At 59.5% G+C, this 15,178-nt stretch carries 15 protein-coding genes and 2 tRNA genes; 7 read left to right on the top strand and 10 right to left on the bottom strand.

The window, feature by feature from the left end; genetic code table 11:
- Window positions 1-170: 170 nt before the first annotated feature.
- The gene (locus tag M0D69_RS31325) at window positions 171-1,142 is read left to right on the top strand and encodes a sulfonate ABC transporter substrate-binding protein (RefSeq protein WP_301785727.1); all 972 of its coding nucleotides are present in this window, start codon (window positions 171-173) and stop codon (window positions 1,140-1,142) included.
- A gap of 85 nt (window positions 1,143-1,227) precedes the next feature.
- Here the strand turns inward: M0D69_RS31325 and M0D69_RS31320 are convergent.
- Together M0D69_RS31320 and M0D69_RS31315 are read right to left on the bottom strand one after the other, a co-directional pair.
- A tRNA-Arg gene (locus M0D69_RS31320) sits at window positions 1,228-1,304 on the bottom strand.
- An 88-nt stretch (window positions 1,305-1,392) separates the two neighbouring features.
- On the bottom strand, window positions 1,393-2,223 hold the full coding sequence (locus M0D69_RS31315; RefSeq protein ID WP_301785726.1) for an undecaprenyl-diphosphate phosphatase: 831 nt from the start codon (window positions 2,221-2,223) through the stop codon (window positions 1,393-1,395).
- A gap of 527 nt (window positions 2,224-2,750) precedes the next feature.
- Here M0D69_RS31315 and M0D69_RS31310 point away from each other — a divergent pair.
- From M0D69_RS31310 to M0D69_RS31300, 3 genes are all read left to right on the top strand, one after another.
- Window positions 2,751-3,656 carry an aldose epimerase gene (locus M0D69_RS31310; RefSeq protein ID WP_301785725.1) on the top strand — a complete coding sequence of 302 codons (906 nt, stop codon included), beginning with the start codon at window positions 2,751-2,753 and terminating at the stop codon, window positions 3,654-3,656.
- 190 nt (window positions 3,657-3,846) lie between these two features.
- Entirely contained in the window at window positions 3,847-4,512 is a 666-nt protein-coding gene (locus tag M0D69_RS31305) for a peptidoglycan DD-metalloendopeptidase family protein (protein WP_301785724.1), read from the top strand.
- A gap of 99 nt (window positions 4,513-4,611) precedes the next feature.
- Window positions 4,612-4,902 (top strand): hypothetical protein, encoded by a 291-nt coding sequence (locus tag M0D69_RS31300; RefSeq protein WP_301785723.1) that lies wholly within the window; start codon window positions 4,612-4,614, stop codon window positions 4,900-4,902.
- On the opposite strand, the gene M0D69_RS31295 is transcribed toward M0D69_RS31300, so the two are convergent.
- The 4 genes from M0D69_RS31295 to M0D69_RS31280 all read right to left on the bottom strand — a co-directional run bounded on the left by M0D69_RS31295 (window position 4,865) and on the right by M0D69_RS31280 (window position 6,564).
- On the bottom strand, window positions 4,865-5,134 hold the full coding sequence (locus M0D69_RS31295) for a hypothetical protein (protein ID WP_301785722.1): 270 nt from the start codon (window positions 5,132-5,134) through the stop codon (window positions 4,865-4,867). The genes M0D69_RS31300 and M0D69_RS31295 overlap by 38 nt on opposite strands.
- 346 nt (window positions 5,135-5,480) lie before the next feature.
- A complete protein-coding gene (locus tag M0D69_RS31290) occupies window positions 5,481-6,014 on the bottom strand; it encodes a Fur family transcriptional regulator (protein WP_301785721.1) in 534 nt (177 codons plus the stop codon).
- Between the two features lie 57 nt (window positions 6,015-6,071).
- The gene (locus M0D69_RS31285) at window positions 6,072-6,245 is read right to left on the bottom strand and encodes a hypothetical protein (protein WP_166681214.1); all 174 of its coding nucleotides are present in this window, start codon (window positions 6,243-6,245) and stop codon (window positions 6,072-6,074) included.
- A 242-nt stretch (window positions 6,246-6,487) separates the two neighbouring features.
- Window positions 6,488-6,564, bottom strand: a tRNA-Pro gene (locus tag M0D69_RS31280).
- Between the two features lie 143 nt (window positions 6,565-6,707).
- Between M0D69_RS31280 and sixA the strand changes: the two genes are divergently transcribed.
- Together sixA and M0D69_RS31270 are read left to right on the top strand one after the other, a co-directional pair.
- Entirely contained in the window at window positions 6,708-7,166 is a 459-nt protein-coding gene (gene sixA, locus M0D69_RS31275; protein ID WP_301785720.1) for a phosphohistidine phosphatase SixA, read from the top strand.
- A 152-nt stretch (window positions 7,167-7,318) separates the two neighbouring features.
- Window positions 7,319-8,152 (top strand): GNAT family N-acetyltransferase, encoded by an 834-nt coding sequence (locus M0D69_RS31270; RefSeq protein ID WP_301785719.1) that lies wholly within the window; start codon window positions 7,319-7,321, stop codon window positions 8,150-8,152.
- Window positions 8,153-8,386: 234 nt separating this feature from the next.
- Here M0D69_RS31270 and ppx read toward each other — a convergent pair whose 3' ends face one another.
- The gene (ppx, locus tag M0D69_RS31265) at window positions 8,387-9,904 is read right to left on the bottom strand and encodes an exopolyphosphatase (protein WP_301785718.1); all 1,518 of its coding nucleotides are present in this window, start codon (window positions 9,902-9,904) and stop codon (window positions 8,387-8,389) included.
- Window positions 9,905-10,229: 325 nt separating this feature from the next.
- Between ppx and ppk1 the strand changes: the two genes are divergently transcribed.
- Entirely contained in the window at window positions 10,230-12,293 is a 2,064-nt protein-coding gene (ppk1, locus tag M0D69_RS31260) for a polyphosphate kinase 1 (RefSeq protein WP_301785717.1), read from the top strand.
- Window positions 12,294-12,340: 47 nt separating this feature from the next.
- Here ppk1 and phoR read toward each other — a convergent pair whose 3' ends face one another.
- The 3 genes from phoR to phoU are packed head-to-tail and all read right to left on the bottom strand — an operon-like array spanning window position 12,341 to window position 15,177.
- Entirely contained in the window at window positions 12,341-13,654 is a 1,314-nt protein-coding gene (gene phoR / locus M0D69_RS31255) for a phosphate regulon sensor histidine kinase PhoR (RefSeq protein ID WP_301785716.1), read from the bottom strand.
- Window positions 13,655-13,704: 50 nt separating this feature from the next.
- On the bottom strand, window positions 13,705-14,412 hold the full coding sequence (gene phoB / locus M0D69_RS31250; protein ID WP_060819746.1) for a phosphate regulon transcriptional regulator PhoB: 708 nt from the start codon (window positions 14,410-14,412) through the stop codon (window positions 13,705-13,707).
- Between the two features lie 60 nt (window positions 14,413-14,472).
- A complete protein-coding gene (gene phoU, locus M0D69_RS31245) occupies window positions 14,473-15,177 on the bottom strand; it encodes a phosphate signaling complex protein PhoU (RefSeq protein WP_047844681.1) in 705 nt (234 codons plus the stop codon).
- Window position 15,178 lies beyond the last annotated feature (1 nt).

The raw sequence follows: 15,178 nt of genomic DNA, 5'->3' as shown, positions 1-15,178 counted from the left end.
ATGCTGCGCCCGGACGTGGCCGTCTTGCAGAAGGAATCCCGGTCCTTTAGGACCGGGAGGACGTCAACGAGTTCACAGATTGCGTCATTAGCTTCGAAGCATCGCTTATTCGACGCCGAAACGCATCGCTGCTATGGTCGACGACATCTCTTTCCTGCATAGAAATTGCCATGAAAAAGCTGTGCCTGTCGTTATCGTTCGCTGCCGCGTTCGCGTTGTTGCCTCTGTGCGCATCGGCACAAGATCCGGGGAGTTCGCCACCCAGGCAATTGCGCATTGGTTATCAGAAAGCCGGTCTGCTTGCCGTGCTCAAGGCCCAGGGTTCGCTTGAACAAAAGCTGAAGCCGCTCGGCTATACCGTCAGTTGGTATGAGTTTCCCGCCGGGCCGCAATTGCTCGAAGCGCTCAATACAAGCAACATCGATTTCGGATACACCGGCGCGCCGCCACCGATTTTCGCGCAGGCCGCGGGCGTGAATTTTGTTTATGTCGGCGCCGAGCCGGGCGGACAAACCAATGAGGCGCTGTTCGTCAAAGCCGATTCACCGATTCATTCGCTCGCCGAGCTAAAAGGCCGGCGCATCGCGTTGCAAAAAGGATCGAGTTCGAACTTCCTGCTGCTTGCAGTGCTGCAGAAGGCCGACTTGAAACTCGACGATATCCACCCGGTTTATCTCCCGCCCGCCGACGCCCGCGCGGCCTTCGAGAATGGCGATGTCGATGCATGGATTGTCTGGGACCCGTACTACGCCGCCGCGCAAAAGGCGTTGACCGTCCGCACGCTCGCCGACTACACCGGTTTGCCGAAGCCGTTCTGTTTCTACGAGGCCACGCGTAGCTTCGCCACGCAAAATCCCCAGGCGGTGCGTGCCGTGATCGATCAGTTGCGCACGACCGGTGCATGGGTCACGCAGCATCCCGCGGACACGGCGGCGTTGCTTGCGCCGAAAGTCGGGCTGGACACGGGGCTCGTGGAGACGTGGGTGCGGCGCGTGCCGTACGGCGCGACGCCGATCGACGAGAAGATTGTCGCGACCCAGCAGAGCGTCGCCGATACGTTCTATCGCGCGAAGCTGATTCCGAAGGCGGTGACGGTGAAGGACAACGTGTGGCAAGACCAAGACGCGCTGACAGCGCGGTAGGCGGAAGGTCTTTTGAGAGATTGCGAATTCGAACGAGCAGGACGCCGGTGAAACGCGATCGAGCGTTGTGATGAACCCGAGGGTCTGGCACGGCAGGAGGGACTCGAACCCCCGCCCCTCGGCTTAGAAGGCCGATGCTCTATCCAGCTGAGCTACTGCCGCGTCGCAGATGATCCAGGATTTTACCTCATCGAAAGGATGCGAGGCCTCATTCCGGAACCTCGCTCGCTTCAACGCGTATTAAAACCGGTCAAACCGGTTGCGCATGCAACATGAACCAGCCGAGACAGAACGCACCGGCAATCACGCAATACAAGCCAAACGCGGCCAGCCGCCCCTTTCCTTCGAAGTAACGCATCAGGAAACGCACGCTCAGGTACGCAGCAATCCCCGTCAACACGCCGCCAAGGAGGGCGTCGGCGAGCTGATCGGGTGCGTGGAACAGCTTCGGCAATTCGAGCACGCCGGCCGCGAAAATAATCGGCGTGCCGAGCAGGAACGAGAATTCCGCCGCTTTCTCGGCGCTCAAGCCAGCGCCAATGCCCGCGATCATCGTCAGCCCGCTGCGCGAAAAGCCCGGAATCAGCGCGCCGATCTGCGCAAGACCCACCAGGAACGCCTGCTTGAACGTGAGTTCTTCAGGCGCGCGCTCCGCCCGCGCACGCGTCAACCGGTCGCCGACCCACAGCAACACGCCGTTGACCATCAGCGCAGCCGCGACAATCCGCAGATCGTGGAACAGCGCCTCGAGCCGCTTTTCAAGCACCAGCCCGACGATGCCCGTCGGAATCGTGCCGATGATCAGCGCCCACATCATGTGGCCATCGGCGTTTTTACGGCCGCGCAACGATCCGATAAACCCCGCCACCAGCGCAATCCAGCGCTTGCGGAAGTACCACAGCAACGCGAGCGCGGTACCCAGATGCAGCGCGACCAGGAACGGCAACAACTGCGGCGCGTGTTTGTCGATGTGCATCCCGATCAGGCCGGGCACCAGGAGCGTATGGCCGAGGCTGCTGACCGGAAACAATTCGGTCACACCCTGCAGCACGCTCAGAAAAATCAGAAACCACAAAGTCACGTTGATCCTCTTTCGTTAGTGGCGACAGGCTCATAGCCGCGGTGCAGCATATGGCACGCAAACCCGGGCGATTATGCCGCCCACCCAATGCAGCGCCAAGTCTTTGCGTTGCGCTTGATGTTAACGAAAGAAAATTGGTCGATTATTAGAATAATTCCGTAAGAATAAAAAAAGCCCGTCGTAAGACGGGCTTTTTTTATTCGCTGCGTTATACCTGTGTCACGGTCACAGCTTGTATAAAAACAGCAGCGTGCCCGCGCCAAACGTGCCAAAAATAAACACTCCAAACATCATCGCCAGATCCATATCATCCTCGCCGTTGCGCAGGATCAACTTGATCGATCTGAGATCGTCAAGGCCGAAAAATGTTTCATCTGCGTTACATCGTGTTCACATTATCAGGGTAGTGAAACCAGCTGTGTCAGTCGCAATTTCCCGAAAAGGGTTTCCCCGTAGAATTGAGCGGCCACCTGAACGCACAACCTGCTCGTTGCTCGTTTGAACACTCACCCAAGGAGACCACCGACATGTCGTCACAACCCGAAGACATCCTGGCAATCACGTTCGATGACGCCGCCCTCGAAATCGCGCCGCGCGCGGGCGGACGGCTGATGACGTGGCGTGTGGGCGGTGAGCCGGTCATTTTCTGGCCGGCCGCGCCGGACTGGTCCAACTTCGTCAAGATTCGCGGCGGCAATCCGCTGCTGTTTCCGTTTCTCGGCCGCCATTTCGTTGATGGTGAGATCGGCAAGTGGCGCGATCCGGAAGGCGTCGTGCATGAACTTCCCATGCATGGTTTCGCGCGCAATCTACCGTTCGAGCACCGCAAGGACGCGGACGGGCACGGCGTGCGTATGACGCTCGTCGACAACGACTTTACGCGCCAGGGTTACCCGTTCGCGTTTCGCTTCGAGGCTGCGTACCGGCTGGTCGACGCCATGACACTGGATGTGGAACTCACCACGTCGAACCCCGGTGAGGTGCCGCTGCCCTATTACGCCGGTCATCATTTCTACTTCGTCCTGCCGCACGATCAGCGCGGCATCAGCAGCCTGGAATTGCCGCGCACGGAAACACGCCGGCAACGCGATGACGGCTCGATCACCGACCCGGAAGCGGGCGCGGCGCGCTACGCACTGGACGACGCCAGCATTCTGGATCGGTTCCACTGCTTTACCGGTCCCGCCGACCACCCAGTGCGGCTCGTGACGCCGGGTTTGAAGCGCGTGGTGAACTTCGATCTGCAACGCCCCGGCTCGGTGCCCTGGTACGCCGTCACCAGCTGGACCGAAGCGCCGACGTCGGATTTCTATTGCGTCGAGCCGTGGGTCGGTCTCCCCGATGCCATTCACAACGGTCGCGGACTACGCTGGCTCGCACCGGGGAAAACCGAAACGGCAGCGCTGCGACTGAGCATTTCGCCGCCCGCGTGAAGCGGGGAACGGGCTGCGAACAAACGGGGAAAGATGGTCGCTTCTGGGGGCGGCAGCGCCGGGACGGTAAAATCGGACATTTCGCCGTTACGCATTCTGGTTTGTTGCCGCGGCGTATTTGGGTTTGTCGGTTTGTGCGGCGCTTTGCGAGGTTTTGAGTTTGGTGAAAATAATTCGACGGCTGACCTGCGTGTCCTTGATCGCAGTGCTCGCCGCGTGTGGCTCTGCGCCGGTCGGGCCGGGGTTTTATCGAGTAGAACGGGGCGATACGGTGTCGAAGGTCGCGCGCGCGAACCGGACATCGGCGCAGAATATCGCGCGCTGGAACAACCTCACCGACCCGAATGCGATCGAAGTCGGCCAGGTGCTGCGCGTCGCGCCGCCCGCGGGAAGCGCGACGGTCGCAACTACGCCCGTCGAGCCGCCCGCCCGCACCGGCAGCGCGGATACATCGAACGCAGCGGCGTCCGGGTTGACTACGCCGGCCACGAGTATTGCGCTGATCTGGCCGACGCAAGGCAGCGTGATTCGCGGTTTCGACGGCAAGAATTCGAAGGGTATCGACATTGCCGGCGCGTCCGGAACACAGATCGTCGCGGCGGCGGCCGGCACGGTGGTCTATGCGGGGAACGGGCTGCGGGGTTACGGCAATCTGCTGATCGTGAAGCACAACGCCGACTACCTGAGCGCCTATGCGCATAACCGCGCGCTGCTTGTGAAGGAAGGTCAGAGCGTCACGCAAGGTCAAGCCATCGCGGAAATGGGCGACACTGACACCAATCGCGTGATGCTGCATTTTGAATTGCGCTACAAGGGTAGTTCGATTGATCCGTCGCGCTATCTGCCGGCGCGATAATGGCTCGATAAGCGCGCCGGGCATGCCAGACGTGCTTTATCAAACAGGGAAGAATCGATGAAATTGAAAGTACGCGTCACGACGCGTGGAAAGCACCTCATGACGGCTGCCGTAATGGCCGCTGCGGCAACACTGGCCGGTTGCGCCGACACGGCGAAGATGACGTATCTGCCATCGGGCGACACGGGTTTTGCCATCAATTGCAGCGGCGGCGACGCGAGTACGAGCTGGGCTGCGTGTTACAAGAAGGCCGGCGAGATGTGCGGTTCGTATGGCTACGACGTGGTGTCGAAGGATGTCGACAACGGCGCGACCTCGGGCGGAACGGTGGCGGGAATTTTCGGCGCGAACGTCAAGAACCGATCGATGGTGATTCGCTGCAAGCAATAGCACTCGCGTGTTTCTTGAAGGCGCTGCCAAGGTGCGCAACGCGTTTGCCTGCCGCGAATTCCGCTTGGCGGCGTAGCGAGCCGATCAGTTGGGCGCCACGCCAGCGACCGGAAAGCGGATCGATGTGCGACGCGAACACGAGCAGCGAACCCAGCGCGACCGGACAAATGGCGAAGAAGATCCACAACGAGGTCATGATCGGGAAATCTGTTTCGGCAGGAGATGCGATCATACCTTTGCAGCAAGAAATGCGCATAACACGGCCTTATGCCTGCGTTTTGACCGTAGTAATTACGTGCCGCGGCCTTCGTTGACCAGGCTTGCTTAACGGTCGGAGAGGGCCGTGCACATTGGGTTACGCGTTGATACAAGTGATCACCATCCGCCAGATTGATGCGTTTTAGAATACGGCCAGCCTGTGTTTTTCTGAGCGAACAGATCTCGCGGGTCAGAGACCCCGGTGTGCCCGCATCGGGGTTTCGCTTATTCGGGCTGTGAACATACAAAAAGGCCGTTCCGACTGACGTCAGGAACGGCCTTTTTACCTTCGCAGCGCTTTAAACGACGCGCATACCAGATCAATGCGAGGCGTGATCGTGGTCGTGCTGATGAGCGCTCGGGTCTTCAGCGGCCTGGCATGCGGGGCAAATGCCCTTTAACTCGATGTCGTCGCCCGCCAGCCGATAGCCGCTCGCCTCGACCTGCGACATCAGGGTCTGGCGCAACTGCTTTTGCTGCTGCAACTCGGTCACGCGGCCGCATTGTTGGCACACGATCAGCACGCCGTGCTGGCAATGGGTGAGATCGTGGCAGACGGTAAACGCGTTGATCGATTCGATGCGATGAATCAGCCCCGCCGACAGCAGGAAATCCAGCGCCCGATACACCGTGGGAGGCGACGCGTTCGGATGCATCGCCCGCATTTCGTCGAGCAGCGTATAGGCTTTGGTCGCGCGGCCCGAGGCCAGCAGCAATTCGAGCACCGTGCGGCGAATGGGCGTGAGCTTTTGACCACGCTCGCGACAATATTCGTCAGCCATCGTGACCGCCGCCTGGAGCGCGTCGGCGGACGAGTGGGCGTGAGGCTGGGCGGCGTTGGCGGGCGTGTTCATGAGCGGATTATACGCTGCGGTATCCGGACAGGCAGCGGGCAAGCGGCGTCCCGGCTGTCATTGCGGCTGCTCGGGCTTGGCCGGCGCGATGATCATCACCGGCGGTGTGGTATCGGTCGGCACGCCCTTGTAATCAGGCGGATCTTGCGGCGGCGTGTGGTGAGGTACGGTGGCATCGGCACAGGCGGACAGGAGCAGGGAGCAAGCAAGCAGGACGGCGAAACGCGGCATGGACGGCCCGGAAAATGGAGTTTGAAGTTCGAATACGGCGAGCGAACGCAGAAGATTAAACGATATCGGGAATTTGCGATTGAATCGAAACGCCGTGCGGCCCCGGGCAGCTGTAACCTGCTACCTGCTGAGGTAGCTAAAGTGCTCACCTCTTTCTTGACCCGCACACGAGCGCGCCAGAAATGACGTCAGAAGTGACAAAGGGGTCACGAGTTGAACTCGTGACCCCTTCATTTGTAACGTGGTCGGAGCGAAAGGATTCGAACCTTCGACCCTCTGATCCCAAATCAGATGCGCTACCAGGCTGCGCTACGCTCCGACAAGAACGAGATGATAGCGTATTTCCTGATACCCGCGCAATCGAAAGTATCCGGTGGCCGGGACAAGCCCGAAGCCGCAGCACGTTCACAGCCTTCACCGGTCCAAACGAAAAACCTGAGCACAACCCAAAGGAGACAGTCGATGAACCTCATTCTCTGGCGCCATGCCGAAGCAGAAGACCAGGCCGCGAGCGATCTCGTGCGTCAACTCACCCCGCGCGGCGTAAAACAGGCGCAGGCGGCGGCGAAGTGGCTGAAAAGCCGTATCGACGACGACACACTGTTTCTCGTCAGCCCGGCCACACGCACGATCCAGACAATGGAAGCGTTTGGCGACCGGTATAGCGTGGTGAAGGAACTGGCGCCGGGCGCGAGCGCCCAAGCCGTGCTCGATGCCGCTCAATGGCCGCGTGGCGTGGCGGAAACCGTGGTCGTGGTCGGGCATCAACCAACGCTCGGGCGCGTCGCGGCTTCGTTGATGACCGGCCACGAAGCCGAATGGACTCTGAAAAAAGGTGGCATCTGGTGGTTCCAGCAGCGCTCCCGCGCGGGCGACGACCAGATCGTGTTGCGCGCCGTAAACAGTCCTGATTTACTGTAGCTACAACAAATTGGACGCAAAAGCGGTAAAACCGTGGCGGCGCAGTGACGCTTCATTGAATCGTCATCGTGATGCCATGCGAGCGTCATTCGGAATACTTACATTGGCGGCTAACTGTAAAACGTCAGCCAAATCCACTTTGGGGATTGCCAATGCAAAAATCGACGACGCTCGCCGCTTTCTTGAGCACATCGAATGGACTGAGCGGGTCTGGTGGCTCGAACGTTGCCGAACGCCAGCGTTTGCCGAGCGCGGCGGAGACCGTGACGGGGCAACACCGGCTGCGGGTATCGTGGGCGCATTCCGAGGCTGAATTGCGTGAAGCGCAGCGCTTGCGGTACCGGGTGTTCGCGGACGAGATGGGGGCTCACCTGAAGGGCCCGGCAGGTCTGGACGTCGACGCGTTCGATGCCTTTTGCGACCACTTGCTGGTCCGCGACCTGGACACCTTGAAGGTTGTGGGTACCTATCGCGTGTTGCCGCCGCATCAGGCGGCGCGTGCCGGGCGGCTGTACGCCGAGAGCGAATTCGACGTCTCCCGCCTCGCGCATCTGCGCCCGAAGCTGGTGGAAGTCGGCCGGTCGTGCGTGCACGCGGATTACCGCAGCGGCGCGGTGATCATGTCGCTGTGGGGCGGTCTCGCGGCGTACATGAAGCAGAACGGCTACGAGACCATGCTGGGCTGCGCAAGCGTCGCGATGGCCGATGGCGGCCACTACGCCGCCGACCTGTACGAGGGGTTGGAGAAAGAGGCGCTGACGTCGCCGGAATACCGGGCGTTTGCGCATACGCCGCTGCCGGTGCAGGAACTGCGCACGGGAGCCACGGTCGCGCCGCCGCCGTTGTTGAAGGGCTATTTGCGCTTGGGCGCAAAAATCTGCGGCGCTCCGGCATGGGATCCCGATTTCAACACGGCGGACTTTTTGACTTTGCTGCGTTTATCGGAGATAGGTGAGCGTTACGTGCGCCACTTCATGGCCGACTGAAGATTGAAAACGCCAACGAGCAGATAGCGGAAGAGACCAAACGCGCCAGCGATAACGATCAGATCAACGCCGCTGGCGCGACGAACTGCGATGCAATTGGGTGCAGGGCAAGAAACGTGGAATAAAGTTCGAAGTCCGTACTAATTTCACTTTTGCGCCGGAGACTCGCGCACGCAATGGGGCAGCATGGAACCGGGCTGCCCCGCTTTCCCTAACGCCGCCCCGCTACGGCCATCAAACCCCGGTATAAACCACCCGATACGCCTTCCCGATCTTCTCCCACTCCGCCGCCTCCTGAACGAGGCTATAGTCGGTGAGCGGATTAAGCGCGACCCAATCGTTGGGCAAGCGCACATCGAAGCCGCCATTGGCTAGAGACACCTGGATAGCCGGAAACCCGACATCGGCCCGTCTCCGGCAAAGCAGCGCCGCAAGCCGCAAACAAAACAGCAAGGTCCAGTCAACATCCCGCGCCTGGGAAAGCTTGCCCAACTTCCCCACATGCCCAAGCACCAACCCGGCCAACCGCGCCTGATCGGTCCTTGAAAACCCGGGCATATCCGCGTGACTCGCGATATACGCAGAATGCTTGTGATAAGCGCTATGCGAGATAGAAAGCCCGATCTCATGCAACGCCGCCGCCCACCCCAGAAACATTCTATTTTCGATCCGGCGCTCCGCATCGGCATCGGCTGCTTCGAGCTGCTCATAGAAGCTGATCGCCAGCGCGGCAATGCGGTCCGATTGTTCACCATCCACCGCATAGCGCCGCTTGAACCCTTCAACCGTCACCGTGCGCATGTCCTGATGCTGTGTGCGCCCGAGCAGGTCATACAGCACGCCGAGCCGCAACGCGCCGTCGGTGGTATCGACGTATTCAATACCCAGTTCCTCGAATACGCCGAGCATGATCGACAACCCGCCCGCGAGCACCGGAATCCGGTCGGCCTTCAACGCGATCAGCTTCAGCCGGTTCACGTTCTCGGCTTTGATCAGCGCCTTTTTCAACCGCTCCAGCCCGCCTCGGGAAATGCCGTGCGTGATACCGGGATCGTTGAAACCATTCGCCTCGATCAACTCGGCCAGCGCCCGCGCCGTACCCGACGACCCTATCGCCTGATCCCAGCCGGTCTGTTTGTATTCGCTCGAGATAATCTCGATCTCGCGCTTGGCGGCGAGCTCGGCCTGCCGCATTGAATATTCGTCGACATTACCGGCTGCGAAAAACTGCCGGCTATGGCTCACGCAGCCGATATACAAACTCTCCATATGAATTGGCGTGTAATGCGAGCCAATAATGAATTCCGTCGATCCGCCGCCGATATCCACCACCAGCCGCTTGCCCGCGCTCGCCGGCACTGAATGCGCAGCGCCCGCATAAATCAGGCGCGCTTCTTCCCGCCCGGCAATCACTTCGATGGGAAACCCGAGCGCGTTCTGCGCTTCGGCGAGGAATTCATCGGCGTTCTTGGCCACGCGCAGCGTATTGGTCGCGACCGCGCGCACGTGGTCGGGATGGAAGTCGCGCAGCCGTTCGCCGAAGCGCTTCAGCGCGTCCCAGCCGCGCAATTGCGAAGCGCGGTCGAGAAATTTGTCTCGTGACAGGCCCGCCGCGAGCCGCACGGGTTCACGCAGCGCATCGACCTGATAGATCGGGCTGCCGGAAGGCGTCTCCTCGACGCGTCCGACGATCAGCCTGAAGCTGTTCGATCCAAGATCTACGGCCGCCAAAAGATGAGGGGGGTTGACCATCGATTTTCCAGTTTCCGTAGGGTTGTGCCCGCGAGCGCCTTGCGTACTCACGCGGTGCGGGCAGCATTTGAACACGCCGCGCCGCCGAAGCGCGCCAATTTTAAGTCCAACCGGACGACTGTGCTGGTCTGGCAAATAATCCAGTGAAGCGAAATGTGCCAATAAAACAATTATTAGACGAACTCGGACGAATCTTGCCAGAATCGACCATACGCGAGGCAGGCGTTAGATTTATGACATTACGATTTCACAAAAACGTCATCAACCTGTGATGCATTCCGGGCGATCCTTGCACATTCCGCTTTTTTGACTGCCAATACTTTCGATGTCCTTACGCTATCCCCTTCTTAATCGCGAACTGGGCATTCTGGGTTTTAACGAACGTGTATTGTCGCAAGCCGCCGATACCTCCGTCCCGCTGCTCGAACGACTCCGCTTTATCTGCATCACCAGCAGCAATCTGGACGAATTTTTCGAAGTGCGGATGGCCGGCATGCAGGAACAGATGCGCGACAATCCGGGCTCGCTCTCGCCCGACGGCATGTCGCTGCAGCATGTGTACGACCTCGTGGTCGAACGTGCGCATCGCCTGGTGCATCAGCAATACGTGATGCTGCAGGACACCGTGTTTCCCGCGCTGGAAAGCGAAGGGATCTACTTTCATGGCGTGGAGTCGTGGAGCGAAGCGCAGACTGACTGGGCCCGCGATTACTTCCAGAGCGAGTTGCTGCCGGTGTTGACGCCGATCGGCCTCGATCCCGCACATCCGTTTCCGCGCGTGCTGAACAAGAGCCTGAACTTCGTGGTCGAGCTGGAGGGGAAAGACGCGTTCGGCCGCCAGGCCGTGATGGGTATCGTGCAGGCGCCGCGCGCGCTGCCGCGGCTCGTGCGCATGCCCGAGGCGCTGTCGGGGTACCCGCACGGGTTCGTGCTGCTGAGCTCCCTGATGCAGCGTTTTGTCGACGCGTTGTTTCCGCATCTGATCGTGCGCAGTTGCAACCAGTTCCGCATCACGCGCAACAGCGAATTGTTCGTCGATGAAGACGAAATCACCAATCTGCGCGTGGCGTTGCAGGGCGAACTGCCCGCGCGGCACCTGGGCAACGCGGTGCGGCTGGAAGTGTCGGCCGAGACGCCGCCGCACATGATCCGTCGCCTGCTCGACGAGAGCGAACTGAATGACCGCGATTGTTATCGCGTGAACGGGCCGGTGAATCTCGTGCGTCTGATGCAGTTGCCCGAGATGGTCGACCGGCCCGACCTGAAGTTCGTGCCGCATATTCCGGCGGTGCCGAAGACGCTCGCGGCGTCATCGAATCTCTTCGATGCCATCGATCAGGGCGACGTGCTCCTGCACCATCCGTACGAGAGTTTTCAGCCCGTGCTCGAGTTGCTGTTGCAGGCAGCCAAGGACCCGCAGGTCGTCGCGATCAAGCAGACCATCTATCGGACAGGCACCGACTCGCCGCTGATGGACGCGCTGATGCAAGCCGCGCGCAATGGCAAGGAAGTGACCGTGGTGGTCGAACTGCTCGCGCGCTTCGACGAGGAGACGAATATCAACTGGGCTTCGCAGCTCGAAGCCGTGGGCGCGCATGTGGTGTACGGCGTGGTGGGCCACAAGTGCCACGCGAAAATGATGCTGATCGTGCGGCGCGTCTCGCAGAACGGCAAGATGATGCTCAGGCGTTATGTACATCTGGGCACGGGTAACTATCATCCGCGTACGGCACGTCTTTATACCGATTTCGCCGTGATGACGTCGGATCAGCAAGTCTGCGAAGACGTGCATCACGTGTTCCAGCAACTCACCGGCATTGGCGGTGAGTTGCGCTTGCATCAGCTTTGGCAAGCGCCTTTTACGCTGCATCCGAATCTTATCGAAGCCATTCGTGCTGAAGCCGATAACGCGCGCGCCGGAAAGAAAGCGCGGATTGTCGCCAAGATGAATGCGCTGCTCGAACCGACCGTGATCGTCGCGTTGTATGAAGCGTCGCAGGCGGGCGTGAAAATCGATCTGATCGTGCGTGGGGTCTGCGCGTTGAAACCGGGCGTGGAAGATCTGTCCGAGAACATCACGGTGCGCTCCATCGTCGGGCGTTTTCTCGAACATCACCGTATCTTTTATTTTTATGCGGGCGGTGAAGAGAAAGTGTATTTGTCGAGCGCGGACTGGATGGACCGCAACTTCTTCCGGCGCGTGGAAGTGGCTTTTCCCGTGAATGATCGCCGCCTGAAACGGCGCGTGATTGCCGAAGGACTGTCAGTGTTTCTCGGCGACAATCAGTCGGCGTGGCTCATGCAGAGCGACGGGCATTATCGGCGGCGCAGGCCGGGTAAATCGATGCGCAATGCGCAACTGGGCCTGCTCGCGAAGTTCTGCCCGTGACGGTTTGAACGTGCCTTTGCGTCGGGGCACCTTTGCGTCGGGGCACGTCAAGCAGCAATCGATTTTCTCAACGCCGTGCGGGCGGCAGAAAACTTCACCGAGAAGGTACTGCCCCGCCCTTCCTCGCTTTTGACTTCGAGGTCGGCCCCATGCCGTTGCAATACATGCTTCACGATCGCCAGCCCGAGGCCCGTGCCGCCGGTATCGCGCGAACGGCTTCTATCGACTCGATAAAACCGCTCGGTCAGACGCGGAATATGTTCGGCCGGAATGCCGAGTCCGCTATCGCGCACTGAAAACACCGCGCGATCCCGAATGCGCTGCCACGATACATCGATCGTTCCGCCATCCGGCGTATAGCGAATCGCATTCGTTACCAGATTGGCAAGCGCGCTGACAATCTCCGTTTCCGAACCGGCCACCGTCAGCGCTTCATCGGCACTGAATGTGATTCGATGCCGGCCATTCGAAAGATTATCGGCGTCTTCTTCCAGATGACGCAGCACCGCGCGCATGTCGAGAACGTCGTCGCTGGGCGGTTTGACATCGCCTTCGAGATTCGCCAGCACCAGCAGATCCCGCACGATGTTCTGCATCCGCGACGACTGCTGTTCCATCATCTCCAGATAACGCGCCCGGTCGGATTCATTCAGCGGCAACTCGCGCATGGTTTCGAGAAAGCCCGACAAGACCGTCAACGGCGTCTTCAACTCGTGGGAAACGTTCGCGACAAAATCGCGGCGCATGGAATCGGTTCTTTCCAGTTCCGTGATGTCCTGGGTCAGAATCAGCTTCCGGTTTTCACCGTACGGGAATATTTGCACCGCCAACACATGCTGCCGGTTCAGCCCCATCCCGCGCATCACCAGCACCGACTCATAATGCTGCGAAGCGAGATAACGAACGAAGTCGGGCTGACGCACGAGATGCGTGATGTGCTGACGCAGATCGCGTTTGGCATCGAGACCAAAATGGGTTTCCGCGATCGCGTTGCACCACTCTATCTGGTCGCTGTCGTCGAGCATGGCTACGCCATTCGGCGAAGCCTGTATGCCCTGGATAAATCGTGAATGCTGCTGCTCGACCTGGCGCACCTGCGCATGCCAGCGCTTTGCAAGCTTATGCAAGCGATAATAAATCTCGCCCCACACGCCCGGTGCGCTCGGCACTTCGCCGTACACCGGCGCGTCGAGCAAACGCCACAGGCGCTGCGTATGAAAGGTGGTGAAAAGGGTTTGCAGAACGAGCATGAAGAGCGCAAAACAGAGCGCGACACGCACTCCGAACAGTGCGCCAACAATCCCGCTTAATACCGCGAGCAACGCGAGGGACACGAGCGACCGCGTCCAGATGATATTCATGAATGAGCGGATCGAGATTATTGCCACGCGACCACAATTGGTCGCGGGCTTCAAGCACTCTTGGCCAGCCTGTACCCACTGCCACGAACCGTTTCAATCATAGCATCGCAACCCGCGGGCTTTAGTGCTGCGCGCAAACGCTTGATATGCACGTCCACCGTCCGCTCTTCCACGAATACGTGATCGCCCCACACCTGATCGAGCAATTGCGTGCGGCTATGCACGCGCTCAGGATGGGTCATGAAGAAATGCAGCAAGCGGAATTCGGTCGGTCCGAGATCGAGCTTGATATCGTCGGAATGACCGTTCGCATGCGCCGCCACCCTATGGGTCGCCGGATCGAGACGCAAACCGTTGATTGCCACCACGTCTTCCGTCAATTGCGGCGCGCGCCGGCGCAATACCGCCTTGATCCGCGCCATCAATTCTTTCGGCGAAAACGGCTTCGTCACATAATCGTCAGCGCCGATTTCAAGTCCGAGCACCTTATCCTGCTCGTCGCCGCGAGCGGTGAGCATGATGATCGGAATGTGTTTCGTGCGTTCGTTGCCGCGCAATTCCCGCGCAAAGGCGATGCCGGATTTACCCGGCAGCATCCAGTCGAGCAGTACTAGGTCCGGCAAGACATCGCTGATCAGGTTTTGCGCCTGTTCCGCGTTATAAGCACGAATGGGGCAATGGCCCGCGTGTTGCAAATTTACCGAAATCAATTCGGAAATCGCGGGTTCGTCTTCTATAACGAGAATGCTGCTGGGCATCGGCACCTCTGTAACCTTCTTCGCGTAAGTTAAATAACTGACATCTGGATCACAAAAGAATCAGCTCAGTGCTTCGCGTTCGAGTTGATCGCGCGACACATGGCGGACATCCGTTCCCTTCACAATGTAAATAATGAACTCGGCAATGTTCTTTGCGTGGTCGCCGATCCGCTCAACCGCCTTGGCGATGAACAGATAATCAAGACCCGCCGAGATCATGCGCGGATCTTCCATCATGTACGTCACCAGCTTGCGCACGAACGCACGGAATTCTTCGTCGATGGCTTTGTCGTCGCGAACGATCTGCGCGGCCGCTACCGTATCCAGGCGCGCGAACGCATCGAGTGCACGGCGCAGGATAGAGACCGCCATTTCGCCGGACAACTTGATTTCCGCGATATTGACGTTACGCCCCATGCCATCTTCGTTGATGCGCTTCACGCGCTTGGCGATCTTCTCGGCTTCGTCACCGGCGCGCTCGAGATTCGTAATAGTCTTCGAAATCGCCATCAACAAACGCAGGTCACGCGCGGCCGGCTGACGGCGCGCGATGATGTTGCTGCACTCCTCGTCAATCTCGACTTCCATGGTGTTAAGGCGCGTTTCGGCAAGAATCACCGCCTCGACAATATCCATGTCGAACGTATTGAGCGCCTGCATGGCGTTGATAATTTGCGACTCGACCAGACCGCCCATTTCCAGCACCTTCGATGACACCGCATTCAGATCGGCGTCGAACTGGCTCGACAAATGTTTATCGGACATA

The organism is Caballeronia sp. SEWSISQ10-4 2 (assembly GCF_030464885.1).
Taxonomy (GTDB): Bacteria; Pseudomonadota; Gammaproteobacteria; order Burkholderiales; family Burkholderiaceae; genus Caballeronia.
Note: the sequence above shows the minus strand (reverse complement) of the source record. Positions and strands in the feature narration are given on the sequence as shown.

Bases quoted from the DNA above. Each gene is read 5' to 3' on its own strand.
- M0D69_RS31300 (WP_301785723.1), top strand. From the start codon at position 4,612: ATGACGGCTGCCGTAATGGCCGCTGCGGCAACACTGGCCGGTTGCGCC.
- M0D69_RS31295 (WP_301785722.1), bottom strand. From the start codon at position 5,134: ATGATCGCATCTCCTGCCGAAACAGATTTCCCGATCATGACCTCGTTG.
- phoR (WP_301785716.1), bottom strand. From the start codon at position 13,654: ATGAATATCATCTGGACGCGGTCGCTCGTGTCCCTCGCGTTGCTCGCG.
- phoU (WP_047844681.1), bottom strand. From the start codon at position 15,177: ATGTCCGATAAACATTTGTCGAGCCAGTTCGACGCCGATCTGAATGCG.
- sixA (WP_301785720.1), top strand. From the start codon at position 6,708: ATGAACCTCATTCTCTGGCGCCATGCCGAAGCAGAAGACCAGGCCGCG.
- ppx (WP_301785718.1), bottom strand. From the start codon at position 9,904: ATGGTCAACCCCCCTCATCTTTTGGCGGCCGTAGATCTTGGATCGAAC.
- M0D69_RS31325 (WP_301785727.1), top strand. From the start codon at position 171: ATGAAAAAGCTGTGCCTGTCGTTATCGTTCGCTGCCGCGTTCGCGTTG.
- M0D69_RS31285 (WP_166681214.1), bottom strand. From the start codon at position 6,245: ATGCCGCGTTTCGCCGTCCTGCTTGCTTGCTCCCTGCTCCTGTCCGCC.
- M0D69_RS31270 (WP_301785719.1), top strand. From the start codon at position 7,319: ATGCAAAAATCGACGACGCTCGCCGCTTTCTTGAGCACATCGAATGGA.
- phoB (WP_060819746.1), bottom strand. From the start codon at position 14,412: ATGCCCAGCAGCATTCTCGTTATAGAAGACGAACCCGCGATTTCCGAA.
- M0D69_RS31290 (WP_301785721.1), bottom strand. From the start codon at position 6,014: ATGAACACGCCCGCCAACGCCGCCCAGCCTCACGCCCACTCGTCCGCC.
- ppk1 (WP_301785717.1), top strand. From the start codon at position 10,230: ATGTCCTTACGCTATCCCCTTCTTAATCGCGAACTGGGCATTCTGGGT.
- M0D69_RS31310 (WP_301785725.1), top strand. From the start codon at position 2,751: ATGTCGTCACAACCCGAAGACATCCTGGCAATCACGTTCGATGACGCC.